Below are 22,103 nucleotides of genomic sequence, written 5' to 3'. Positions count from 1 at the left end.
CCGGGGGGTCAACCGCCGGCGCCGGCCGGGTTGTCCGGAGGCGGCAGGGGGGTGCCGCTGTCGAGGAACCGTCGCAACCGGTCGCGGTCGCAGTCGGGACACAGGTACACCGTGGTCATGGCCACGATCGACAGCTGGGTGCCCCGCGACTTCTCCCACACGGCCTGGGGCACCGGACGCAGCTCGGTGCTGCCACACGACGCGCAGCGCGGGGCAGGATCGCGGTCCCAGATCAGGTCGCAGGCCGAGCACGTGATGCGGATCAGGTCGCCGTGGGGCTCGCCGGCGAGGTGCTCGTCGGAACCGCAGTTGGGACAGAGGAGATCGTTGCTCACCCCGCGAGTATCCCATCCGACTGCGGTCAACCCGACAGCGACCCGCCGTAGATCTGCCAGGCGAGCGCCGACTTCGCGCCGAGGCTGAGCACCAGATAGGCCTTCTCGCCGAATCCGTAGTCGGCCCACGGGCCCACGCCGCGGTACTGCAGCCACTGGTTGAGCCCGAAGCTGAAGAAGAACACCAGCTGCACGACGAAGATGGCGTAGACGAAGCCGGGCACCTGGTCGGCGCCCACGAAGTTGATGGCGATGGCGATCCAGGGGGCGACGCCGGCGAGGGTCCCGAACCAGAACGCCAACATCGTCGTCCGCGTGCGACCCGGCGGGTTCAAGACCTCCTGCAGCCAGCCGAACAGGATCATGGCCACGTTGGCCCCCGCCACCGCGACCAGCGCGTTGATCCCGGTGATGCCGCTGTAGAGACAGATGAGGATCACCATCAGGGTGGCGCTGAACGAGTACTCGACCCAGCGGAACCGGTTGATGCCCCGTTGCAGGTCTCGCTCATAGACGCCGCGGCCGACGGTGGCGGTGACGAGGTGGTCGAGGGCGGCCAGGCCGAGGAACACGGCGATGGCCCCGCCGATCCACACCTCGAACAGCTGCTCGGGCGCGGGCACCTGGCTGCCCGGTGGTCCCTGGGGGAAGGTCGAGGTGACGGCGACGGCGAAGCTGCTGGCCAGCACCAGGACCAGCACCGCCTGGGCGCCGTGCAGCGCGGCGAGCCCCAGGTTCCAAACTCTGAGGTTGGCGAGGCGATCGTCGCTCAGACCGGTCGTGGCGTGGCTGCTCGGCTCCATGGGCCTCCCTCCTACCCACAGGGTTGCAGAACCAACACCACACACGAGGCCAGTAGGGTCACCGGGCGTGAGGGGGCACGTGAGCTTCGAGGGGATCCTGGTCGCCAACCGGGGAGAGATCGCCGTCCGGATCCAGCAGACCCTGGCCGACCTGGGTCGACGCGGCGTGGCGGTGCACGCGGCCGACGACGCGGATGCCGTGCACGTCCGGCTGGCACCGGAGGCGGTGGCGTTGCCCGGCCGGGGGGTCGAGGGCTACCTCGACGTCGAGGCGGTGATCGAGGCCGCCCGCTCCACCGGATGCGGGGCCATCCACCCCGGCTACGGCTTCCTCAGCGAGCAGGCCGTGTTCGCCGAGGCCTGCGATGCGGCCGGGGTCGCCTTCATCGGTCCCTCCCCGGCGGTGTTGCAGGTGCTGGGCGACAAGGCCAGGGCGCGGGGGTTGGCGCGGGATCTCGGGATCGGCGTGCTCGACGGCTCCGAGGGACCGGTCTCGCTCGAGGAGGCGGCGGCGTTCCTGGAGTCGGCGGCTGGACCGGTGGTGCTCAAGGCGGTGGCCGGCGGTGGCGGGCGCGGGCTGCGGGTGGTGGAGCGCGCCGAAGACCTGGCCGGCGCCTACGAACGCTGCCGGAGCGAGGCCACCGCGGCGTTCGGTGACGGCGACCTGCTCGTGGAGCGCTACCTGTCCGGCGCTCGCCACGTCGAGGTCCAGATCGCCGGGGACGGCGCCGGAACCGTGCTCGCACTGGGAGACCGAGACTGCAGCGTCCAGCGCCGTCACCAGAAGGTGGTGGAGATCGCGCCCGCTCCGAACCTCTCCCCCGACATCCGGGGCGCGCTGGTCGACGCCGCCACCAGGATCGGACTGGCCGTCGGCTATCACGGCCTGGGAACCGTGGAGTTCCTCGTCGACCCCACCGCAACTGATCCTGACGACGCGGTGCGCTTCCTCGAGGTGAACCCCCGCCTCCAGGTCGAGCACACCGTCACCGAGGAGGTCACCGGGCTCGACCTGGTGGCCGTCCAGATCCAGCTGGCCGAAGGGGCCACTCTTGCCGACCTCGGACTGGAGAAGACTCCGGCCACCTCCGGTGTCGCGGTCCAAGCTCGGGTGTATGCCGAACGGATGGCTCCCGACGGCTCGAGCCTGCCGTCGGGTGGCACCATCACACGCGTCGACCTGCCATCGGGACCGGGCATCCGGGTCGACCACGCCACCGCCGTCGGCGACACCGTGCATGCGGGGTTCGATCCCCTGCTGGCCAAGGTCATCGCCCGTGGCCCCGACCTCGCCACCGCGCTGCGTCGCGGCGAACGGGCGCTCGGCGAGCTGGTGGTGACCGGTGTCGACACCAACGTCGGGTTCCTCGTCAGGGTGCTCGCCCATCCCGACACGAGAGCCGGACGGGCCGGCACCGACCTCGTCGAGACCCACGCGTCGTCGCTGGTCCCCGACCAGCCGCTCGCGACCGGCACCGGCACAGACACCGACACCGTCACCGCTCCCCTCGCCGGCACCGTCGTGGCCGTCGACGTCGCTGCCGGCGACGAGGTGCCCCGTGGCGGCCAGCTGATGGTGATCGAGTCGATGAAGATGGAGCACGTCGTCGTCGCCCCCGCCGACGCCGTGGTGGTGGAGGTGGCCGGCCGGCCCGGCGATCTCATCGCCGAGGGTCAGCTGCTCGTGCGGATCCGGGCGACGGGCTCCGGTGACGAGGACGCGGCCGACGATCCGCACCACATCGACCTCGATGCACCGCGAGCCGATCTCGACGCCATCGTCGACCGGCACGCGATCGGTCTCGACGAGGCCCGGCCCGAGGCGGTCGAGCGCCGCCACTCCACCGGTCACCGCACGGCCAGGGAGAACCTGGCCGACCTCGTCGACCCCGACTCGTTCGTCGAGTACGGACCGCTGGTCATCGCCGCCCAGCGGCGACGCCGCGAGCTGCAGGAACTGATCGAGCGCACTCCAGCCGATGGGCTGGTCGGCGGCATCGGGCGGGTCAACGGTCGACGGTTCGGAGCCGACCGCAGCCGTTGTGTGGTGATGTCCTACGACTACATGGTCCTGGCGGGGACCCAGGGCCACAACAACCACATCAAGAAGGACCGCCTGTTCGAGTTGGCCGAGGCTCAGCGGCTGCCGGTGGTGCTCTTCGCCGAGGGTGGCGGTGGACGGCCGGGCGACACCGACATCACCCAGTTCTCGGGTCTGGCCACCATGGCGTTCCACCTGTTCGGACGGCTCAGCGGCACCGTCCCGCTGGTCGGCATCGCCGCCGGACGCTGCTTCGCCGGCAACGCCGCACTGCTGGGGTGCTGCGACGTGATCATCGCCACCCAGAGCGCCACCATCGGCATGGGCGGTCCCGCCATGATCGAAGGTGGGGGTCTGGGCAGCGTCGAACCCGACGAGATCGGTCCCCTGTCGGTGCAGGTGCCCAACGGCGTGGTCGATGTTCCCGTCGCCGACGAGGCCGAGGCGGTGGCGGTGGCCAAGCAGTACCTGTCGTACTTCCAGGGCCCGATCGACGACTGGGAGTGCGCCGACCAGCGCGTGCTGCGGCACCTGATCCCCGAGAATCGGGTGCGGGTGTACGACCTGCGCCGGGTGATCGATGCGCTGGCCGACACCGGGTCGGTGCTCGAGCTGCGACGGCACTTCGGGGTGGGCATCGTCACCGCCCTGGTGCGGATCGAGGGCCGGCCCATGGGACTGATCGCCAACAACCCCGCCCACCTCGGCGGAGCGATCGACCACGACGCCGCCGACAAGGCAGCCAGGTTCATGCAGCTCTGCGACAGCTACGGGCTGCCCATCGTCTCGCTGTGCGACACGCCAGGGTTCATGGTGGGGCCCGAGTCCGAGCGGGCGGCCACCGTCCGCCACTTCTCCCGCATGTTCGTGAACGGAGCCAACCTCGATGTCCCCATCGGCACGGTGATCCTCCGCAAGGGCTATGGGCTCGGCGCCCAGGCGATGGCGGGCGGCAGCTTCAAGACCCCCCAGTTCACGGTGTCGTGGCCGACCGGGGAACTGGGTGGCATGGGCCTCGAGGGGGCGGTGAAGCTGGGGCAGCGTCGGGAGCTGGAAGCGATCGAGGACCCCGACGAGCGCGAGCGGGTCTTCCAAGCCGCGGTCGCCCGGGCCTATGAGATGGGCAAGGCGGTCAACGCCGCCTCGACCTACGAGATCGACGATGTGATCGATCCCGCCGACACCCGTCGGTGGATCACGACGGTGCTCGTCGCGCCCGACCGGCCAGTGGGAGCGCCGCCACGCCGCCCCGCCATCGACACCTGGTAGGACACGCGTGGCACGATCTCGTGCACGAAGTCAGTGGTCGGGATGAGGTACCTCGACGACCTCGAGGCCATCGATTCCAGCGAAGTCGGCCGGGTTGCAGGTGTGGACCGGCAGTTCGCTCGCGACACAGATCGCAGCGATCATCGCGTCGTAGGCGCGGGCCGATGTCTTCCGGCCCGACCGTCGCAACGACACCGCGACCCGACCGAAGCTTCGTGCCGCCGCGGCGTCGAAGGGCAACGGATCGAAGTCGGCCTCGGCCTGCTGGAGATGGGCCTGACGAGCGGCTCGTTCCTCGTCGCTCGTGGCGACCAGCGGACCCACGGAGAGCTCGGCGAGCGTGACCGTCGTGATCAGAGGCTCCGTTGGCATGGTCTCCGCGGCGCCGATCCGCCCCAGCATGATCAGCGTGCTTGTGTCGAGAACGCCTCGGACCATGTCAGATCAGAGCGCGGGGTCGACGACGTCGTCGATGTCGCGCCGCAGCGCGGCGGGATCCACCACGGGAAGCTTCGCCCATCGCCGGCGCAACTCATCGAGAGGAGCCGGAGGCCGGGGGAGCGCAACGAGCTGCGCGACCGGCTTTCCGGCCCGAGTGATCGTCAGTCGCTCGCCGCGCTGGGCTCGCTCGACCACCTCACCCCCGTGGTTCCTCAGGTCCCGGATCGAGATGTCTGGCATGTGATCACTGTATCACAGGTGATACACCTACCGAGACTCACGAGCGGCAAGGACCTCGTCGGGGTGCTTGTCCATCCACTTGGTGGCGAAGGGGCACTCCGACTCGAGCTCGAGACCCTCGCGGGCCGCCTTGGTCGCCGCGGCGAGGACCAGCCGTCCGCCAACACCTTGTCCACCCCAGCTCTCGGGCACCTCGGTGTGCTCCATGACGAGTTGGTTCCCGTCGACGCGGTAGCGCAGCTCGGCCCGCTCATCGCCTTGGACCACCTCGAGCCGCCGGTGGGCGTCGTTGTCGACGACGTCGGGAGTGGACGGGTCTTCGATGCTCTCAGCCATGGTCATGGCCTACCACAACCGTGGTGGGTTCCAATCCGCTCGCTCTCGACCCATCCGTGCTCCGGTTCTCTTTCGGCATGTTTCGGTGGTTGTGGTTGCGAACAGGTGTTCGAGCCGGTATTGTGGGGTGCATGAGCGAACATCCGGCGGTGTTGGTGCGACAACTGGGGGAGGTGCTCGACGGGTTGGCTGGGGTCGACTGGGCTCTGGTCGATCCGGGGTCGGCTGGTGAGGTGTTGGTGGGGTTGATGGGGGCGGGTTCCAAGCTCGATGCGGTCACCGCGGCGGTGGCGGGCCGGGTGGAGGCGTCGCGGGTCTGGGCCGAGGACGGGTCCAAGTCCGCGTCGGCGTGGTTGGGTCGGGCCGCGGGTCGTGATCGGGCCGAGACCAAGGGCGTGTTCGGGCGGGCTCGGGCGTTGCGGGACATGCCCGGGACCGCGGCTGCCCACGAGGCGGGGGAGTTGTCGGCGCGTCATGTGCGGTTGTTGGCTCGGGCCCAGCGGATCAACCCCGAGGTGTTTGCCGGTGATGACGAGGCGTGGCTGGTGGCCCAGGCCCAGGTGTTGGGTTTCGACGATTTCGCCAAGGTGGTCGACTATTGGTGTCAGTGCGCGGCGCCTGATGAGGTCGAGGACCAGGCCCGGGCCCGTTACGAGGCCCGCCGGGCCCGACTCACCACTGGGTTGGACGGGATGGGCCATCTCGAGGTCGATCTCGACCCGGTCGCCCACGCCGTCTTCGCCGAAGCGTTGGCCCGTATCGAACAAGAACTGTGGGAGACCGATTGGGCCGAGGCCCGCGACCGTCTCGGGGCCGACGCCACCAAGGCCGATCTGGCCCGCAGCGATGCCCAACGTCGCCACGACGCCCTGGTCGAGATGGCCCGGCGTTCCGCCGCGACCCCCGCCGGTGCCCGCAAACCGGTGCCGTTGATCACCGTGCACATCGACCACGACACCCTGGCGGGCCGGGTGTGTGAGCTCTCCACCGGCCAGGTCCTCACCCCCGGTGAGGTCCTGCCCCTGTTGAGCGAAGCCGACATCGAACGGGCCGTGTTCGACACCCCGTCGCGGCTGGTCGACCTCGGCGAACAGGCACGGTTCTTTGTCGGTGGCACCCGCCGAGCCGTACAGATCTGCCAACCCCAATGCGTGCACAACACCTGCGAGGTGCCCGCCGAACGCTGCGACGTCCACCACATCGAGGCCTGGCCCGCCGGGCCCACCACCCAAGCCAACGGCGAACCCCGCTGCCCCGCACACCACCCCGGCCGCCGCCGCACCGACAAAGCCCGCCAGAAACGACGACGAACTGGCCGCGGCAGCAAGACAGACAGCAGCGACGACGACAGCGACAGACCAGATCCGTGAACCGGGGGCACCCCGGGGGCCGGCATGGGTGACAGAGTTGTCGATGTGAACGATCCAGCCAGCAGCAGGCCATGGTGGCGCGACGCTGTCGTGTATCAGATCTACCCGCGGTCGTTCGCGGACGCGAACGGCGACGGCGTGGGCGACCTGGCGGGCATCGTCGAGCGGCTCGACTACCTGGCCGACCTCGGTGTCGACGCGCTGTGGCTCTCCCCCATCTTCGTGTCGCCCATGGCCGACTTCGGCTACGACGTGGCCGACCACACCCGGATCGATCCGTTGTTCGGCACCGACGAGGATCTCGACGCGCTGATCGGGGGTCTTCACGACCGGGGCATGCGGCTCCTGCTCGACTGGGTTCCGAACCACACCTCCGACCAGCACCCGTGGTTCGTCGAGTCGCGGGCGGCGAGGGACAGCCCCAAGCGGGACTGGTACGTGTGGCGGGATCCGGCGCCCGACGGTGGTCCGCCGAACAACTGGATCGCCGCCTTCAAGGGTGTGCCCGCCTGGACCTTCGACGAGGCGACCGGGCAGTACTACCTGCACTCGTTCCTAGCCGAGCAGCCCGACCTCAACTGGTCGAACCCGCAGGTCGAGACGGCCATGCACGATGTGCTGCGGCACTGGCTCGACCGCGGGGTCGACGGGTTCCGGGCCGACGTGGTGCACCTGATCGGCAAGGGAACCGAGTTGCCCGATCTGCCCGAGGAGCTCCGCGAGCTGCTGGTCATCTCGATCGACGAGCCCTTCACCCACGAGCTGATGCGGCGGATCCGGTCCCTGCTCGACTCCTACCCGCACCAGCCGATGATCGTCGGCGAGGTCTACCTGTTGAAGCCCGGCCAGGCCGCCACCTATCTGGGCGACGGCGACGAGCTGCACCTGGCCTTCGATTTCCGTCCCGTGCACACCGACTGGGATGCCGCGGCCATGCGGGCCACGATCGCCGCCACCCAGAGCGAGTTCACCGAGCCGCACTGGCCCACATGGGTGCTGTCGAACCACGATCGCCGGAGGCATCGCACCCGTTTCGGGTCCGACGACGCGGCGCGCGCTGCGGCGGTGCTGTCGCTCACCATGCGGGGCACGCCCTTTCTCTACGCGGGCGAGGAGTTGGGGCTGGAGGACGCGGTGGTCCCGCCGGACCGGGTCGTCGATCCCGATGGGCGCGACGGCACCCGGGCCCCGGTCCCGTGGACACCCGACGCCGGCCACGGGTGGGGACCCGACCCGTGGCTCCCGTTCCCGCCCGATGCCGACACCAGAGCGGCCGCGGTGCAAGTGGGCGATCCGGGCTCGTTCCACACGCTCTACCGCGACCTGCTCGCGCTGCGGCGATCATCGCCCGCGCTTCGCCGAGGAGCGTTCGAATGGCTCGATGCCGAGTCGCCCGAGGTGCTCGCCTATCGACGCTCCCTCGGCGACGAGCAGCTCATGGTTGCGGTCAACATCGGGGCCGGGCCCGCACACGTCGGCCTGGGCGGAACGGTGGTGGCCGCCAGCCGCGCCGACCGCCCCACCGGATCCTTCGACGGCACCCTCGCGGCCAATGAGGCCGTGGTTCTCGAGGATCGATCCCGGTAAGGCGCGGCCAATGTCAGGGGACAGCGTCTCCGAGGGCGGTGACGCAGCGATTGCGCAGCTCGCCGATGACCTCGGCACCGCTCTCGACCACGTCGCCGTCGCGAAGGAACCGGCCTCGGGGCCCTCCGACACCGGCGGGAGTCCCGGTGAAGACCACATCGCCGGGTTCGAGCGTGCAGATCGATGACAGGTAGGCGATCAGCTCCGGTACGGCGAAGATGAGGTCGCTGGTGCGGGCATCCTGCATTCGCTCCCGGGAGACGTCGCACCACAGCCCGATGTCGTCGGGGTCGTCGAAGGCGTCGACGCTCACCACGGCGGGGCCGATGGGCCCGTAGGTGTCGAAGCTCTTGCCCATCGAGAACTGCGCGGGGTTGCCGGTGAGCTGCACGGTCCGGTCCGAGACGTCTTGGCCGAGGCAGAGCCCGGCGACGTGTTCCCACGCGCGGTCCTCGGCGATGTGGCGGCCACCGCGGCCGATCACCGCCACCAGCTCGACCTCCCAGTCGACGGTGTCACCCCCGAGCTCGATCTGGGCGGTGGGCCCCGCGAGGCAGCTGGGGAACTTGGTGAACACGACCGGCGCCGATGGGAACTCGAGATTGGACTCGGCGGCGTGCGAGCGGTAGTTGAGGCCGATGGCGAAGACCTTCTGGGGTCGGGGCACACAAGGCCCGAGCGTCACCTCCTCGATGAGGCCTCCCGGGTCGGCGCCGGCCAGGCGTTCGTTCGCGGCGTGCAGCTCATCGAAGCGGGAGATCGCCACCATCGGATCGGCGAGGGCGGGGGCATCGGCGAGCGACGCCAGGTCGTACCAGTGGTCGACGGCGACCAGCACAGAACGGCCGTCGAGGTTGGCGAGTCGGAACATCGGACGCTCCCCTTGTCGGCGAGACCCCAGCGGGGATCAGTCCCCCAGACGATACGGGACCCACCCAGACGCCGACACCGATGCGGCGTCCAGGTGGTCGACCCTGACTCGCTCGCCACGCCCTACAGGCCAGCTCGTGATCGCGAGCGGCTCACAGGCGCGCCTCGTACACGATGTGGAGTGGCGTCTCGGCGACCCGGCGGAAACTCGAGTAGCTGGCATGGTCGAAGATCGACCGCAATCTGGCCTCCCCCGCCTGGGCCCCGAGCGCTGCTCCGTCCTCGGCGAGCGATGACGGGGTACAGATCAGTGTCGATCCGGAGTAGTACAAGCGGCCGACGGGGTTGAGGTTGTCCTCGAGACGATCGGCCGCAAACGGCTCGACCACCATGACCGAGCCGCCGGGCGCCAGGATCGTCGCCGCGTGGCGAACCGCTCCGAGCGGATCGGCCATGTCGTGGAGGCAGTCGAGATAGGTGATCAGGTCGTACCCGTCACCCGCGAGCTCGGTCGCACTGGCGACGTCGAAGGTGATCCGATCGCCGAGACCTCGCTCAGCGGCACGGCCTCGGGCGACCTGGATCGACTCGGGGTGCTTGTCGCACCCGACGACGGTCGCATCGGGATAGGCCTCTGCCATGAGCACGGTGGAGGCACCATGCCCGCAGCCGACATCGGCCACCCGTCCACCGGCAGCCAAGCGTTGCTCGACCCCGTCGAGGGAGGGGATCCACTCAGTGGTCAGCGCTGCCTCATAGGTGGGGCGGAAGGTCCGCTCGACGCCCTCGAACATGTCGTGGTGATGGTCGGCCCACCCAAGGCCCGTTCCGGTGCGCAGTGCCGCCAACGCGTCGTGGGGCCTCTGGTACACGCCGGTCACCATCTGGAACCCACCTCCCAGGAACGCGGGGCTCTGCTCCTCCGCCAGCACCATCGCATGCTCGGCCGGCAGCTCGAACTGGCTTGTCGCAGGGTCGTAGGTCACATAGCCCGCTGCCGCTTGGGCCGACAGCCACTCCCGGATCATGCGCTCGTTCGTCCCCGTCGCTACGGCGAGCTGGTCGGGAGTGGTCTGGCCTGATCGGGAGAGCTCCCGCCAGAGTCCCAGCTGATCGCCGAGGTGGGCGAGGAGGACCCCGAGCGCTGCCCCGAGGTCGGCGCCGACCTGGAAGGCGAACGCTTCGACGGCACTGGGATCGATCGTCGGGTCGGGGGTCGGTGCTGGCGTGGTCGCCTGCTCGGTCATCTTGCACCTCCAGGTGTCGGTTCGTTGCCACCGACCGTGCACCCGAAGGAGCGAACGAGCATCACCCGACCGGGTGATCCGGCGAAGACCAACAGGTCAGCTGGCCCGACGAGCGACCTCGGCCGCCAGCTCGGAGCGCCGGCCGATACCGAGCTTGTCGAAGACGTGGGAGAGATGGGTCTTCACCGTGTTGACGCTCACGAACAGGCGATCCGCGACCTCGGCGTTGGTCAACCCTTCGGCAACCAGCGATGCGACCTGGCCCTCCGCTGGAGTGAGGCTCTGCCAACCGGTCACGGCGCGAACGCGCTCACCCCGACCTCGCCTGGCATAGGCCACCGCCTCACCGACTGCCAGGGAGACACCGCCGGCCAGCGCCTGGTCGAACGCCTGCTCGCCGAGCATGGCCCGGGTGGTCGAGACCATCTGTGGATACCGATCCCGTTCGAACGGGAAGCGGGCGATCCCGATCTGGTTGCGGAGGCGGTCGGCGGCGCCCAGCAGTCGAGCGGCCTGCTCGGCCCGATCGGTGACCAACCCGAGACCTGCGAGCGCCTCGAGGGCGTCGGCCACGTCGTGGAGGAGCTCGGCACCCGAGGCGATCTCGAGGCTCTCGTGGGCGTGCTCCCAGGCTGTGGCGAGGTCACCGTCATCGAGCGCGAGGTGACTGAGCGTCAGCGACGCCCCAGCAAGGACCTGGGCGTATCGGGGATCGTCACTCAGGGCCCTGGCCCGCATGGTGTGGTCCCATGCCGATTTGGTGTCGCCGTCGAGCCGATCGAGGATCCCGAGGACCCACCGGCTTTCCGCTTCGAAAGTCCGGCTACCGGTGTCCAGCGAGCCGGCGTAGGCGCTCTCGGCGTGGCGTCGAGCCGAGTCGAAGTCGTCGAATCGGTACGCCCTGTGGGCCGCAACTTGGTGCGCCATCATCTCGAAGGTCACGAGGTTCTCGGCCTTGGCGACGTCGAGCGCCTCGCGGAGGTGAGCAGCAGATGCTGCGCTGTTCCCGGCGAAGGTCTCGGCGGCAGCGAGACGCGTCAGACCGGCCGAAACGAAGGCATGAAAGCCGATCATGCGACCTTTCTCGACCGCCTCACAGGCTTCACGGCGTGCCCGGTCGAGATCTCCCCTGAGCACGAGCACCTGCGACATGAACACCTGCACAGGTGCTGCCAAGTTCGTGAGGTCGTGCGCAGCGGCCGCCTCGAGCGCGCGCTCGAGCTCGGTGAGACCAACTGAGGTCCGGCCGGCCATCGCGTGCAGTGTTCCGCGATACAGATCCACCCGCACCCGATCATCGGCCAGGCCCACCTCACCAAGCTCGACCGACGCTGCGTCGAGGTCATGCTCCGTGTCCTCGGTGGAGGCGAGTCCGCCGAGGTAGCCGCACCAGGCCCGGTAGAGGTGGGCCCTACCTGCGATGAGCCGGTCATGAGATCGCTCGGCAGGCGCAACTGCATCGTCGGCGCACGCGAATCCAGCGTGGAAGTCGCCTCCCATCAGGGCGAGCACCGACGCCGACGCCAGCGCCTTCGCCCGATCCTGTTCGGAGTCGCCACCGGTCGTTGCCGCCTCACTCAGACGGCGATGGGTCTCGTTGAAGAGGCAACGCACCATCCAGAACCCCCAAGAGGCCTCGACGATGGCCACGACGTCAAGAGGTCGGCCAGATGCCATCGCCCAGTCCATCGCGGCGCGCAGGTCGTCCAGCGCACTCCCGAGCCTGCCGAGCCATCGGGGGGCGTCGGACACAAGACCTTCACGGGAGCTGGCCGCCAGATCGATGAAATAGTGCAGATGGCGGTCGCGAGCCGCATCGGGGTCGTCGAGCCCGGCGAGACGCTCGCGAGCGAACGCTCTCACCGTCTCGAGGATCCGGTAACGGGCCTCGTCCTCACGGAGGTCGGCGTGGACCAAGGAGCGATCGACCAGTGAGCTGAGGAGGTCGAGGAAGGCCCGATCGCCGCGCTCGCTGTCCTCGCGGGCGACGACACCTGCAACTCGTTCCGCGGCCTCGATGGTGAACGAGCCGGCAAAGACCGACAGCTGGGCGAGGACGAGCTGCTCAGACGGGGTGAGCAGGTCGTAGCTCCATGCAACCGACGCCTCCAGGGTCCTCTGCCGGGGGAGGGCGCTGCGTCCACCCCCGGTCAGCAGTCTGAAGCGGTCGTCGAGACCTTCGGCGATCTGCAGGGGAGTCAGCATGCGGACCCGAGCTGCCGCCAGCTCGATCGCCAGCGGGATGCCGTCCAATCGGGAGCAGATGGCAGCGACCGCAGGCGCGTTGTCATCGGTCAGCGAGAAGCCTGGTCGCACCTGGCGGGCTCGATCGACGAAGAGCCGGACCGAGTCGACCGACTCGAGGTCGGCGACAGCGGACTGACCTCCGACGGGGACCGCCAACGAGGGCACCCTGAAGGTCGTCTCACCCATGACACCGAGGGGTTCTCGGCTGGTGGCCAGCACCACGAGATCCGGGCAACCGCGAACGAGCTCGTCGACGACTCGTGCACACTCCTCGATCAGGTGCTCGCAGTTGTCGAGCGCGAGCAGCGAATCGAGCGGGGACAGCGCTTCGACCAGGGCTGGCAAGGGGTCCCGACCCGGGCGGGGGCGTAGGCCGATGGCCTCGGCGACGATGGTCTCCACCAGCGCCGGATCGCTCACCGACCCCAGCTCCACCCATCGAACACCCCCGTCTCGCCGCGACCGCTCACCTGCGGCGACCGAGATCGCCAGGCGGGTCTTCCCACTCCCGCCCGCTCCGATGAGGCTCAGTACGCGGGTGGTGGGGAGCAGGCGGGTGATCGAAGCGATCTCCTCGGTCCGACCGACGAAGCTCGTGGCGGGCGCGGGGACACCGCCGGGGCACGCTCCGGACATGCGGTCGACGGTGACCTCGGCGAGATCCGGGTGGCGAAGCCAGTAGACACGTTCGGGCCGTCCGAGGTCCCGGAGCACCTGGCTGCCGAGGTCCTCGAGGACTGACCCGTCGGGGAGCGAGTCGAGCACCAGATCACGCGTGGGTTGGGAGACGAGGGTCTGGCCGCCCCGCCCGAGATCCCTGATGCGGGCACACCGGTTCACGGTGGGACCGGCGTAGTTCCCTTCGTCGCGAAGCTCGATCTCGCCGGTGTGCACACCAAGGCGGAAGCCGAGATCGAGCCCGCCCGGCCAGGCTTCGGTCTCGACCTCGCGCTGGAAGGCGAGAGCGAAGGCGACCGCAGCGGACGGGCGCGAGAACGCCAGGACGAAACTGTCACCCTCACCCTGCTCCACCGGCCGCACCCCTTCATGGCGGACTGCCAGGGAACGAACCATCGAATCGACTCGCTCCACCGACGTTGCCATGGCCTGCCGGTCTTGCTCCCACAAGCGCACCGACCCCTCGAGATCGGAGAGCACCAGGGTGACCGTTCCCACGGGAAGCGACTCGTCCATGTCCACGACCTCACCCTGGGCGTCCCGAACTCGGCAAGCATCACCCGTTCGGGTGACCTCGTAGATGCCTCAGCCATCCCGACGATACGGGTTCCAGGCAGCGGGCGCCTTCTGGAACGGTCGGCGATCTCGCGGCGGACGCTCTCGGGGTCGAGGACACGAAACCCGGGGCGATTGATCATGGCATGGGACCGACGGTACGAGCTCAAGCCGCCTTGAGGTCAAGGGTGTCGAACCTCAGCACCGACAGGTGGCCGAGGGGGCACCGGACATAGGCGATGCGGCCCTCGCTGGTGGTGTGGACCGAGACCACGTCGCGGCTCGATCCGGTGTGGGTGGTGTCGCAGCGGTTGCAGTGGAAGGTGAACATGGGTGCAGCGTCACACGACCTTACTCTGAAGAAAAGCGAAACGTTGATTAGGACTCCATCAAGTGTAGCTGTTGAATCGCTGCTAGGGTCGCCGCAGTGGATCTCACCCTCCGCCAGCTCCGCATGCTCCGCGAGGTCGCGGTCCGTGGCACCCTCGCTGCGGCGGCGGCATCGCTCGGCTACACCGCGTCGGCCGCGTCGCAGCAGATCGCGGCGCTCGAGCGGGCCACCGGCCAGCCCGTGCTCGAGCGGGTGGGGCGGGGCGTGCAGCTCACCGATGCCGGCCACGCCCTCGCCGCTCACGCCGAGGAGGTGCTCGGCACGATCGAACATGCCCAGGCCGCGCTCGAGGCCATCGGCGAGGAGCCGACCGGGACGGTGCGGATCTCCACCTTCGAGTCCTTCGCCTCGGCCCTGATGCCCGAGGTCGTCACCCGCCTCGCCGCCGAGCATCCGGGCGTCACCTTGCGATCCACCCAGCTCGACCCCGATGTGTCGCTCGAGGCCCTGCTGGCCGGCGCCATCGACATCGCCCTGGTGCTCGACTACCCCCACGCCCCCAGCCCCCGCCCGCGCGGAGCCCATCGCGAGACCGTGCTGACCGAGCCGTTCCGGCTGGCCGTGCCCGACCACCACCCCCTCACCGCACCGGTCGATCTCACCACGCTGACCGACGAGGTGTTCATCGCCGGAACCGCCGAGTCGAGCTGTCGCCGGTGCGTGGTCGGGGCGTGTCGGGAGGCGGGCTTCGAGCCCCGCGTGGCTCACGAGATCGACAACCTGCCGGCCACACTTCGCTTGGTGGCGGCAGGGGCGGGCATCACCCTGCTTCCCGAGCTGGCGTTGCACGACCGGCCGCCGGGGGTCCGGCTGCTCGAGATCACCCAGCCGGTGCAGCGCTCGGTCGAGGTGGCCTACCGCGAGGCGTCGAGCAAGCGCCCCACGGTTCGAGCGGTCCTCGATGTCATCATCGACGCGACATCCAGCGCGAAGCTCACCGCGGCCTAACCGTCGAGCGAGTCGAGCGCGGCCTGGATACGCTCGGCGGCGGCGCCGGCCAGCTCGGCGAACTGCTCGCCGGCCATCAGCGAACGGGGATCGACTGCCGAGACCTTGGTGCCACCCTCGGGATCGGGTTCGAGCACGACGTTGCACGGCAGCACGAGACTCGCCGACGGGTCGAGCTCGAGGGCCTGGTGGGCGAAGGTCGGGTTGCAGGCGCCGAGGATCTTGAGCGGTGCACGCTCGACGCCGATCTTGGCGCGAAGCGTGGCCGCCACGTCGATCTCGGTGAGCACGCCGAAGCCCTCGGCCGCGAGTGCCTCCCGGACCGCGGCTTCGGCTTCGTCCATGGGCATCTCGACCCGAATCTCGATCGCTCGCGGTGTTGACGGTGATGGTGTGGTCATGGGTTCATCCTGCCTCGGCCCGGACCGAATCGTCGCTCGGACCGGCGAACTCCCGGTAGGCATCCCAGGCCCGTGGGCCGTACACCGAGGCGGTGCCGCCGTCCATGAGCAGGGCGACGCCGAGCACCTCGGCCACCTCCTCGGGGGTGGCCCCTCGACGGGCAGCGGCCTTGGCGTGGTAGGCGATACAGCCGTCGCACTGCTTCACCACCGCGATCGACAGCGCCACCAGCTCCTTCACCCGAGCGGGAAGGGCTCCATCGGACACCGCCGCCTTGTGGAGCTCCCCGAACCCGGCCCAGACATCGGGCGAGGCCTGCCGCAACGAGCGAGTGGGCTCCTTGAGCTCATCGATGACATCGGTGTAGTGGTCTGTGGTCATGTCTCCATCCAACCCGCTGCACCGGTCGATCCATAGGGTCGAAGGTCCTGGCGAGTGGGGCCGACGGTCGGGAATACCTCCAGGGGTATCCTGGTTGGACCGTGGTGAACGCCCCCGACAGACCGCCCCCACAAGGAGCAATCGTGACTGCAACCGTCGAACTGACCGAATCGAACTTCGAAGAGACCATCAGCAACAACGACATCGTGCTGGTCGACTGGTGGGCGTCGTGGTGTGGCCCGTGCCGCGTGTTCGCCCCCATCTTCGAAGAGGCCGCCGAGAAGCACGACGACATCGTGTTCGGCAAGGTCGACACCGAGGCCAACCAGGCACTCGCCGGTGGAGCAGGGATCATGTCGATCCCCACGCTGATGGTCTTCCGTGAGAACGTGCTGGTGTTCAACCAGGCCGGCGCCCTGCCCCAGGCCGCCCTCGAGGACCTGATCTCGCAGGTGCGCGACCTCGACATGGACAAGGTCCACCAGGAAGTCGCCGCTCAGTCCAGTAGCTGATCATCCCGTTCGACGGGCCGGGGTGGGACCATCGTCCCACCCTGGTCCGCTGGGGCCTTGGTAGGTTCCCGGCACGGAGGTGGTCATATGGAGGTTGGGGTCGCCATCACCTCCTTCGTGGTGGCTGCAGGACTCATCACCGTGTTCGGGCTGCGCCTGGCCACCGTGGTTGACGTGCTGGCCGACCGGACCGGGATCGGCGGAACCCTGGTCGGAGCGTTCCTCACCAGCATCGTGACCTCGCTCCCCGAGCTGGTCACCTCGGTGGCCGCGATCCTCGGCGTCGGGCTGATCCGACGACAGCGCAGCGGGATCGGCTTCGAAGGAGTCGCCATCCTCGGTCTCTACGCCGCTGGTGTCGTGGTGGTGTCGCTCATCGGGTGACGGCTGCCCCACCGACTATGGTGGTTGGACCACCAACCAGACCACGCCAGGGGGAGCCGTGAGCCAGGTCTTCGACGCCGACAGTCACGTGATGGAGGTGGAGGGCTGGCTGCCGTCCTTCGCCGACCCCGAGATCCGCGAGCGCCTGGCCCCGCTCGGGCTCGAGAAGGCCGGCAAGGGCGCGGCCGAGCTCATGCAGTCGCTGCCAGAGCTGTGGGAGAAGCACAAGGACGAGGCGATCGATGCCTCGGTCATCTCCGGCCCCAAGGGCTGGCAGGCACCAGGCGCCCTCGACACCGGTGTGCGCTCCAAAGTGCTCGACGCCCTGCAGATCGACGCCCAGCTGGTCTTTCCCACCTTCTCGCTCGGCCACTTCGCCCGCAGCAAGGATCGCGACGTCCTCTACGGAGGCACCCGGGCCATGAACCGGGCGATGGCCGCGTTCTGCGCCGACGACCCACGACTGCTGCCGGTGGGGTACCTGCCGCTCAACGACCCCGACCGGGCCCGCCAGGAGCTCGACCTGGCCATCCAGGCCGGCATCAAGGCGGTGTGGGTCCCGTCCGAGGCACCCGGCGACTTCTCTCCCGCCCACGTCGACCTCGACCCGGTCTGGGCACGTCTCGCCGAGGCCGGCATCCCGTTCGTGCTGCACGTGGGGGGCGGCAAGACCCTGGCCAAGGCGTTCCACAACAACGGGCGCCCCCTGCCCAAGGACTGGTTGGGGGGAGGCGAGAACCTGCGGGCCAAGGACCTGCCGGTGCTGCACCACTCCCCCGAGCAGTTCCTCGCCTCGATGGTCCTCGACGGCACCTTCGAACGACACCCCGGCCTGCGCGGCGGCGCGATCGAGCTGGGCGCCTCGTGGGTGCCCACCCTGTTGCGCAACCTCGACCACGCCGCCCGAACCCTCGGCAAGCGCGAGCCGTTGATCAGCGAGCTGTCGCTCGATCCGTCGGACTACCTGCGCCGCCAGGTCCGCTTCACCCCGTTCCCGTTCGAGGACACGGCATGGCTGGTCGAGCAGTGCGGGCCCGAGCTGTTCTGCTTCTCCACCGACTACCCCCATCCCGAAGGTGGTCGCCGCCCGTTCGAGATCTTCGGCGAGGCCATGGCCGGCTTCGACGACAACGCCCGCGAGCGGTTCTTCTGGCGCAACGGCGCCGACCTCGTCGGACTGGGGTGACCCGTGGTCGAGTTCGCCTCGATCCCCAAGGTCGACCTCTCGGACGCGGTCGTCGAACAGATTCGCGACGCGGTGCTGCTCGGCCACCTCCGCCCCGACGACACCTTGCCCTCCGAGCGCGAGCTCGCCGTCCAGCTCGGGGTGAACCGTACGACGGTCCGCGAGGCCCTGCTCCGCCTCGAACTGCTCGGGCTGATCGACCGCGGGCATGGCCGCCTCTGCCGGGTGCTCGACTTCCGGCGACACGGATCCACCTCGCTGGTCCCACACCTGGTTCGGCTCCGGGTCGAGGGGGCCGCCGAGTCGTTCGTCGAATCGATCGCGGTGATGTATGAGGGCACCGTCGGCCTCGCCACCGTTCGTGCGACCCCCGACGACCTCCACACCATCGAGCGAGCGGTCGAGGAACTCGAGGACGCCATCGGCTGCGGGGACCACCATGCGATCGTCGTCGCCGACCGCGAGTTCCACCACGCGGTCGCCGCGGCATCGCACTCGGTCGTGCTCGAGCTGATGACCGGCAACCACTACCGCACCTTCGACGGCGCGTTCGACGCTGCCGGCCGGGTGAAGCAGTCCCAGGTCGACGAGCTGGTCGACCTCCACCAGCGAGGCCGGACCCTGCCCCACCGGCGCATCTTCGAAGCCATCGCCGCCGGCGACGAGGAGCGGGCCCGCGAGCGAGCGGTGGCGCTGGTCACCCGGTCGCCGCGGGGGCGTCGCTCGGACTGAACCAGGATGAGCGCGCCGGGATGAGCGCGCCGGGATGAGCGCGCCGGGATGAGCGCGCCGGGATGAGCGCGCCGGGGTCAGACCGGTCCGGCTGGGCGGGCCCGCTCGACGATCGGAACCAGATCGAGCCCCGACGGCAGCGTCCCGAACACCCGGCCAGAGCCTCGGTCCAACCGCGATGCCACGAAGGCGTCGGCCACCGGGGCCGGGGCGTGGCGCACCAACAGCGACGCCTGGAAGACCGTGGCCATGGCTTCGACCAGGCGCCGGGCCCGCACCTCGATGCCGTCGAGATCGCCGAGTTGGGCGTGCAGGTCGGCCACCGCCGCGTCGAAACGGGCGTCGGCTCCCGATGCCAGCTCGACCTCGGCCCAGTAGCGCTCGAGTGATCGAGGCTCGCGGGCGAGTGCCCGGAGCACGTCGAGGCAGATGACGTTCCCCGAGCCCTCCCACACACCGTTGACCGGTGACTGACGGAACAACCGGGGCAGATCGGACTCCTCGACATAGCCCGAGCCGCCCAGGCACTCGAGCGACTCGGCGGCGTGCTGGGGTGCCCGCTTGCAGGCCCAGTACTTGAGCACCGGGGTGAGCAGCCGCTTGAGGAGCTGCTCGTCCTCGTCGGCCGGGTCGGCGTCGAAGGTCCGGGCCAGACGGAGGGCGGCGAGGGTGGTGGCCTCGGATTCGACGGCCAGGTCGGCGAGGACGTTCACCATGAGCGGCTGGCTGTCGAGCACACCGCCGAAGGCCGAACGGTGGTGGGCGTGCCAGCTGGCCAGGGCAACGCCCTGGCGCATGACCGCGGCCGACGCGAGCGTGCAGTCGAGCCGGGTGTGGTTGACCATCTCGATGATGGTGCGCACACCGGCTCCTTCGTCACCGACCCTCGCTCCCCAGGTCTCGAACAGCTCGATCTCGCTCGAGGCGTTGGACCGGTCTCCGAGCTTGTCCTTGAGTCGTTGCAAGTGGATCGCGTTGCGCTCACCGTCGGGGAGCCAGCGGGGGACCAGGAAGCAGGTCAGCCCGCCAGGCGCCTGGGCCAGCATCAGGAACCCGTCCGACATCGGCGCCGAACAGAACCACTTGTGGCCGGTGAGACGGTAGGTGCCGTCGGCGGCGGGATCGGCGCTGGTGGTGTTGGTGCGCAGGTCCGAGCCACCCTGCTTCTCGGTCATGGCCATCCCGAAGGTGGCGCCGCGCTTCTCGGCGGCGGGACGGTTGGCGGGGTCGTACCGGGGCGAGGTCAGCAGCGGCTCCCACTCGGCCGCCAGCTCGGGCGCGTGACGCAGCGGCGGCACCGCCGAGTAGGTCATGGAGATCGGACAGTGGTGGCCGCCGTCGACCTGGTACCAGACGATGAACTTGGCGGCCCTCGCCACGTGGGCGCCCGGCCGGCCGTCGGCCCACGGTCCCGCGTGGATGCCGTTGGCCACCGCCACCGACATCAGCTCGTGATACGCGGGGTGGTAGTCGACGACGTCGAGGCGATGGCCGTACCGGTCGTGGGTCCTCAGCGTCGGGGGGTCGGCATTGGCCTGGCGTCCCCACTCGAGGCACTCGGCGCTCCCGGCCCGCTCGCCGAGGGCCAGCAGATCATCGGTGGCCCAGCCCGCGCCCTCGCGCTCGGTCGCCTCGGACAGTGCCACGTCGGACGCGAAGACGTTGTGACCCTCGAGGGGTGGGGGTTGGTTGGTGACCTCATGGGTGCTGAAGCCCGGAGTCATAATCATCGCTCCTTCTCGACGCTGCGGTGGACCGCGTCCATCTCATCCCACATGACATCATCGAAGCCGAACATCGCCATCGGGAACAGCTCGAACTCCTCCTCCTCGACGTGGGCTGCCAGCGCGTAGTAGTCGTCCCGGGTGAAGGTCCCGGCCTCGAGGATCGCGTGCTGGTCTCGATGCTCCTGTTCGAGGGTCGCGATCTGCTGGGGCGTGCAGTCGCCGGCCTCGAGCACCAGCGGGAACAGGCCGCGCTCCTCCTTCGTCGAGTGCCGCGCCCGCAGGTCACGTAGCCGGGCACGCACCTCGGCGTCGAGCGCGTGGCCCCCGCGTTGGGCCTCGGCCACCTGCCAGGCCAGGCCGAGGATCTCGTCGTGCTCGGCCGTCAGCTCAGCGGTCGGCCCCACGTCCCGGCAGCCGCAGTGGTCGCACATGACCTCAGCCTACGAGCCGCCGGAGGCAACAAGCTCGAGGTCATTCGATGATGCGGAAGGAGACGAGCACCTCGAACCGCGCGTAACCGGCACCGTGGTCGGCGGTGGCCGCCACGATGCAGCCAGCGGTAGGGTGCCGCCGACCCCGTGCGCCACGTGGCTGATGCCGGTTGTCCGGCCGGGGCCCTTCAAGGTCAGCGTCGTTCCGGAGTGCATCTTGCGCTCCGCCGTCTCGGCGATCTTGTCCTGGTTGATCCCGAGCCGGAACGTGAGCTCACCACGGTTGTACTTGCCGTCACCGTCGTAGGTGACACCGATCCGGTGGAACGTGATCAGCAGGGTGTGCTCGACCTCGGGGTTGTGGAACGATCCCGCCCGGTGGGCCCGTCGACCCTCGCCGTCCACCGCGTTCACGACGATGTGGTAACCGGTGTCACCCTTCAGCCCGGTCAGGGTGGTCGTCCAGGACGACTCCATCTCACCGCCGGTCGTGACGAGGGGATCGACGCCGGGGAAGTGGGGCACCCCATCGGCGTCGGTGCTCGGTGGCTGTTCGGAGACGAAGACCTCGATCGCCGCAGGAACTGTCGCCTCGACCTCGATCGAGACGCCGGCGCCACCCTCGGCCGGTGTGAGCAACGCCTTGGTGATGCACTGGGAGGCGCACCCCCCGACATCGTCATTGGGGACGAGGACTGCAGGTCCCGTCGCCGGGGAGATCGTGGTGAACTCCCCCGCCTGGGAGGCGAAGTCGAAGGCACCAGCGCCGAGGGCGCCGCAATCGATGACGAACTGGATGTCGACCTCGGCTCCACCGGCCAGCGTGCCGGCGTGCCGGCGTCGAGATGGAGGCTCACCTGCGGGACGGTCTGCGCGGTCCAGTCAACCGGCGTGTCGCTGCAGTTGGTGACGAGGAGCTCCGACGCCATCACCTCTGGCTCGAGTTGCAGTGGATCGGGGGTGACGAGAAGGGACCGGCCGGGTGGGAGC

At 69.4% G+C, this 22,103-nt stretch carries 22 protein-coding genes; 8 read left to right on the top strand and 14 right to left on the bottom strand.

The features are described 5' to 3' along the window. Nucleotides 1-8: 8 nt before the first annotated feature. Nucleotides 9-335, bottom strand: a complete 327-nt coding sequence (locus U5K29_07180; protein MDZ7678318.1) for a hypothetical protein — start codon at nucleotides 333-335, stop codon at nucleotides 9-11. 26 nt (nucleotides 336-361) lie between these two features. Next, nucleotides 362-1,138 carry a heliorhodopsin HeR gene (heR, locus tag U5K29_07175; GenBank protein MDZ7678317.1) on the bottom strand — a complete coding sequence of 259 codons (777 nt, stop codon included), beginning with the start codon at nucleotides 1,136-1,138 and terminating at the stop codon, nucleotides 362-364. A gap of 67 nt (nucleotides 1,139-1,205) precedes the next feature. Between heR and U5K29_07170 the strand changes: the two genes are divergently transcribed. Next, on the top strand, nucleotides 1,206-4,448 hold the full coding sequence (locus U5K29_07170; GenBank protein MDZ7678316.1) for a carboxyl transferase domain-containing protein: 3,243 nt from the start codon (nucleotides 1,206-1,208) through the stop codon (nucleotides 4,446-4,448). Between the two features lie 30 nt (nucleotides 4,449-4,478). Here U5K29_07170 and U5K29_07165 read toward each other — a convergent pair whose 3' ends face one another. From U5K29_07165 to U5K29_07155, 3 genes are read right to left on the bottom strand one after another with little or no spacing between them, the layout of a single operon-like run. Next, the gene (locus U5K29_07165; GenBank protein MDZ7678315.1) at nucleotides 4,479-4,886 is read right to left on the bottom strand and encodes a type II toxin-antitoxin system VapC family toxin; all 408 of its coding nucleotides are present in this window, start codon (nucleotides 4,884-4,886) and stop codon (nucleotides 4,479-4,481) included. Nucleotides 4,887-4,892: 6 nt separating this feature from the next. Then, nucleotides 4,893-5,129 carry a type II toxin-antitoxin system prevent-host-death family antitoxin gene (locus U5K29_07160; GenBank protein MDZ7678314.1) on the bottom strand — a complete coding sequence of 79 codons (237 nt, stop codon included), beginning with the start codon at nucleotides 5,127-5,129 and terminating at the stop codon, nucleotides 4,893-4,895. A gap of 27 nt (nucleotides 5,130-5,156) precedes the next feature. Continuing rightward, nucleotides 5,157-5,465 (bottom strand): GNAT family N-acetyltransferase, encoded by a 309-nt coding sequence (locus U5K29_07155; protein MDZ7678313.1) that lies wholly within the window; start codon nucleotides 5,463-5,465, stop codon nucleotides 5,157-5,159. Between the two features lie 131 nt (nucleotides 5,466-5,596). On the opposite strand from U5K29_07155, the gene U5K29_07150 reads away from it, so the two are divergent. Both U5K29_07150 and U5K29_07145 read left to right on the top strand, forming a co-directional pair. Further along, nucleotides 5,597-6,835 carry a DUF222 domain-containing protein gene (locus U5K29_07150; protein MDZ7678312.1) on the top strand — a complete coding sequence of 413 codons (1,239 nt, stop codon included), beginning with the start codon at nucleotides 5,597-5,599 and terminating at the stop codon, nucleotides 6,833-6,835. Between the two features lie 45 nt (nucleotides 6,836-6,880). Then, entirely contained in the window at nucleotides 6,881-8,422 is a 1,542-nt protein-coding gene (locus U5K29_07145; protein ID MDZ7678311.1) for an alpha-amylase family glycosyl hydrolase, read from the top strand. A 13-nt stretch (nucleotides 8,423-8,435) separates the two neighbouring features. Here the strand turns inward: U5K29_07145 and U5K29_07140 are convergent, their stop codons facing one another. From U5K29_07140 to U5K29_07125, 4 genes are all read right to left on the bottom strand, one after another. Next, nucleotides 8,436-9,293 (bottom strand): fumarylacetoacetate hydrolase family protein, encoded by an 858-nt coding sequence (locus U5K29_07140; GenBank protein MDZ7678310.1) that lies wholly within the window; start codon nucleotides 9,291-9,293, stop codon nucleotides 8,436-8,438. A gap of 151 nt (nucleotides 9,294-9,444) precedes the next feature. Next, nucleotides 9,445-10,539 (bottom strand): methyltransferase domain-containing protein, encoded by a 1,095-nt coding sequence (locus U5K29_07135; protein ID MDZ7678309.1) that lies wholly within the window; start codon nucleotides 10,537-10,539, stop codon nucleotides 9,445-9,447. A 96-nt stretch (nucleotides 10,540-10,635) separates the two neighbouring features. After that, the gene (locus U5K29_07130; GenBank protein ID MDZ7678308.1) at nucleotides 10,636-13,980 is read right to left on the bottom strand and encodes a LuxR C-terminal-related transcriptional regulator; all 3,345 of its coding nucleotides are present in this window, start codon (nucleotides 13,978-13,980) and stop codon (nucleotides 10,636-10,638) included. A 205-nt stretch (nucleotides 13,981-14,185) separates the two neighbouring features. Continuing rightward, nucleotides 14,186-14,350: a hypothetical protein gene (locus U5K29_07125; GenBank protein MDZ7678307.1), complete on the bottom strand. Its 165-nt coding sequence runs from the start codon at nucleotides 14,348-14,350 to the stop codon at nucleotides 14,186-14,188. A gap of 96 nt (nucleotides 14,351-14,446) precedes the next feature. Between U5K29_07125 and U5K29_07120 the strand changes: the two genes are divergently transcribed. Then, nucleotides 14,447-15,358, top strand: a complete 912-nt coding sequence (locus U5K29_07120) for a LysR substrate-binding domain-containing protein (protein MDZ7678306.1) — start codon at nucleotides 14,447-14,449, stop codon at nucleotides 15,356-15,358. Here U5K29_07120 and U5K29_07115 read toward each other — a convergent pair. Further along, a complete protein-coding gene (locus U5K29_07115) occupies nucleotides 15,355-15,759 on the bottom strand; it encodes a DUF302 domain-containing protein (GenBank protein MDZ7678305.1) in 405 nt (134 codons plus the stop codon). The genes U5K29_07120 and U5K29_07115 overlap by 4 nt on opposite strands. Nucleotides 15,760-15,763: 4 nt before the next feature. Next, entirely contained in the window at nucleotides 15,764-16,141 is a 378-nt protein-coding gene (locus U5K29_07110; protein ID MDZ7678304.1) for a carboxymuconolactone decarboxylase family protein, read from the bottom strand. A gap of 143 nt (nucleotides 16,142-16,284) precedes the next feature. Here U5K29_07110 and trxA point away from each other — a divergent pair, with 143 nt between their 5' ends. From trxA to U5K29_07090, 4 genes are all read left to right on the top strand, one after another. Continuing rightward, a complete protein-coding gene (gene trxA / locus U5K29_07105) occupies nucleotides 16,285-16,653 on the top strand; it encodes a thioredoxin (protein MDZ7678303.1) in 369 nt (122 codons plus the stop codon). Between the two features lie 87 nt (nucleotides 16,654-16,740). Beyond that, on the top strand, nucleotides 16,741-17,037 hold the full coding sequence (locus U5K29_07100; protein ID MDZ7678302.1) for a hypothetical protein: 297 nt from the start codon (nucleotides 16,741-16,743) through the stop codon (nucleotides 17,035-17,037). 58 nt (nucleotides 17,038-17,095) lie between these two features. Then, nucleotides 17,096-18,223: an amidohydrolase family protein gene (locus U5K29_07095; GenBank protein MDZ7678301.1), complete on the top strand. Its 1,128-nt coding sequence runs from the start codon at nucleotides 17,096-17,098 to the stop codon at nucleotides 18,221-18,223. A gap of 3 nt (nucleotides 18,224-18,226) precedes the next feature. Beyond that, nucleotides 18,227-18,955, top strand: coding sequence for a GntR family transcriptional regulator (locus U5K29_07090; protein MDZ7678300.1), 729 nt, complete (start codon nucleotides 18,227-18,229; stop codon nucleotides 18,953-18,955). Between the two features lie 77 nt (nucleotides 18,956-19,032). Here the strand turns inward: U5K29_07090 and U5K29_07085 are convergent, their stop codons facing one another. From U5K29_07085 to U5K29_07075, 3 genes are read right to left on the bottom strand one after another with little or no spacing between them, the layout of a single operon-like run. Then, on the bottom strand, nucleotides 19,033-20,685 hold the full coding sequence (locus U5K29_07085) for an isovaleryl-CoA dehydrogenase (GenBank protein MDZ7678299.1): 1,653 nt from the start codon (nucleotides 20,683-20,685) through the stop codon (nucleotides 19,033-19,035). Further along, entirely contained in the window at nucleotides 20,682-21,113 is a 432-nt protein-coding gene (locus U5K29_07080; protein ID MDZ7678298.1) for a hemerythrin domain-containing protein, read from the bottom strand. The genes U5K29_07085 and U5K29_07080 overlap by 4 nt, the downstream gene beginning before the upstream one ends. 9 nt (nucleotides 21,114-21,122) lie before the next feature. After that, nucleotides 21,123-21,752 carry a hypothetical protein gene (locus U5K29_07075; protein ID MDZ7678297.1) on the bottom strand — a complete coding sequence of 210 codons (630 nt, stop codon included), beginning with the start codon at nucleotides 21,750-21,752 and terminating at the stop codon, nucleotides 21,123-21,125. Between the last annotated feature and the right edge of the window lie 351 nt (nucleotides 21,753-22,103).

It is taken from the genome of Acidimicrobiales bacterium (assembly GCA_034521975.1).
In the GTDB taxonomy this organism is placed as follows: domain Bacteria; phylum Actinomycetota; class Acidimicrobiia; order Acidimicrobiales; family SKKL01; genus SKKL01.
This window is presented reverse-complemented; position numbering and strand designations above follow the sequence as displayed.

What these genes read in the sequence shown, in the direction of transcription:
- U5K29_07150 (MDZ7678312.1), top strand. Translation starts at nt 5,597, where the DNA reads ATGAGCGAACATCCGGCGGTGTTGGTGCGACAACTGGGGGAGGTGCTC.
- U5K29_07130 (MDZ7678308.1), bottom strand. Translation starts at nt 13,980, where the DNA reads ATGGACGAGTCGCTTCCCGTGGGAACGGTCACCCTGGTGCTCTCCGAT.
- U5K29_07135 (MDZ7678309.1), bottom strand. Translation starts at nt 10,539, where the DNA reads ATGACCGAGCAGGCGACCACGCCAGCACCGACCCCCGACCCGACGATC.
- U5K29_07100 (MDZ7678302.1), top strand. Translation starts at nt 16,741, where the DNA reads ATGGAGGTTGGGGTCGCCATCACCTCCTTCGTGGTGGCTGCAGGACTC.
- U5K29_07080 (MDZ7678298.1), bottom strand. Translation starts at nt 21,113, where the DNA reads ATGTGCGACCACTGCGGCTGCCGGGACGTGGGGCCGACCGCTGAGCTG.
- U5K29_07110 (MDZ7678304.1), bottom strand. Translation starts at nt 16,141, where the DNA reads ATGACCACAGACCACTACACCGATGTCATCGATGAGCTCAAGGAGCCC.
- U5K29_07115 (MDZ7678305.1), bottom strand. Translation starts at nt 15,759, where the DNA reads ATGACCACACCATCACCGTCAACACCGCGAGCGATCGAGATTCGGGTC.
- U5K29_07155 (MDZ7678313.1), bottom strand. Translation starts at nt 5,465, where the DNA reads ATGGCTGAGAGCATCGAAGACCCGTCCACTCCCGACGTCGTCGACAAC.
- U5K29_07160 (MDZ7678314.1), bottom strand. Translation starts at nt 5,129, where the DNA reads ATGCCAGACATCTCGATCCGGGACCTGAGGAACCACGGGGGTGAGGTG.
- U5K29_07125 (MDZ7678307.1), bottom strand. Translation starts at nt 14,350, where the DNA reads ATGTTCACCTTCCACTGCAACCGCTGCGACACCACCCACACCGGATCG.
- heR (MDZ7678317.1), bottom strand. Translation starts at nt 1,138, where the DNA reads ATGGAGCCGAGCAGCCACGCCACGACCGGTCTGAGCGACGATCGCCTC.
- U5K29_07140 (MDZ7678310.1), bottom strand. Translation starts at nt 9,293, where the DNA reads ATGTTCCGACTCGCCAACCTCGACGGCCGTTCTGTGCTGGTCGCCGTC.
- U5K29_07165 (MDZ7678315.1), bottom strand. Translation starts at nt 4,886, where the DNA reads ATGGTCCGAGGCGTTCTCGACACAAGCACGCTGATCATGCTGGGGCGG.
- U5K29_07085 (MDZ7678299.1), bottom strand. Translation starts at nt 20,685, where the DNA reads ATGATTATGACTCCGGGCTTCAGCACCCATGAGGTCACCAACCAACCC.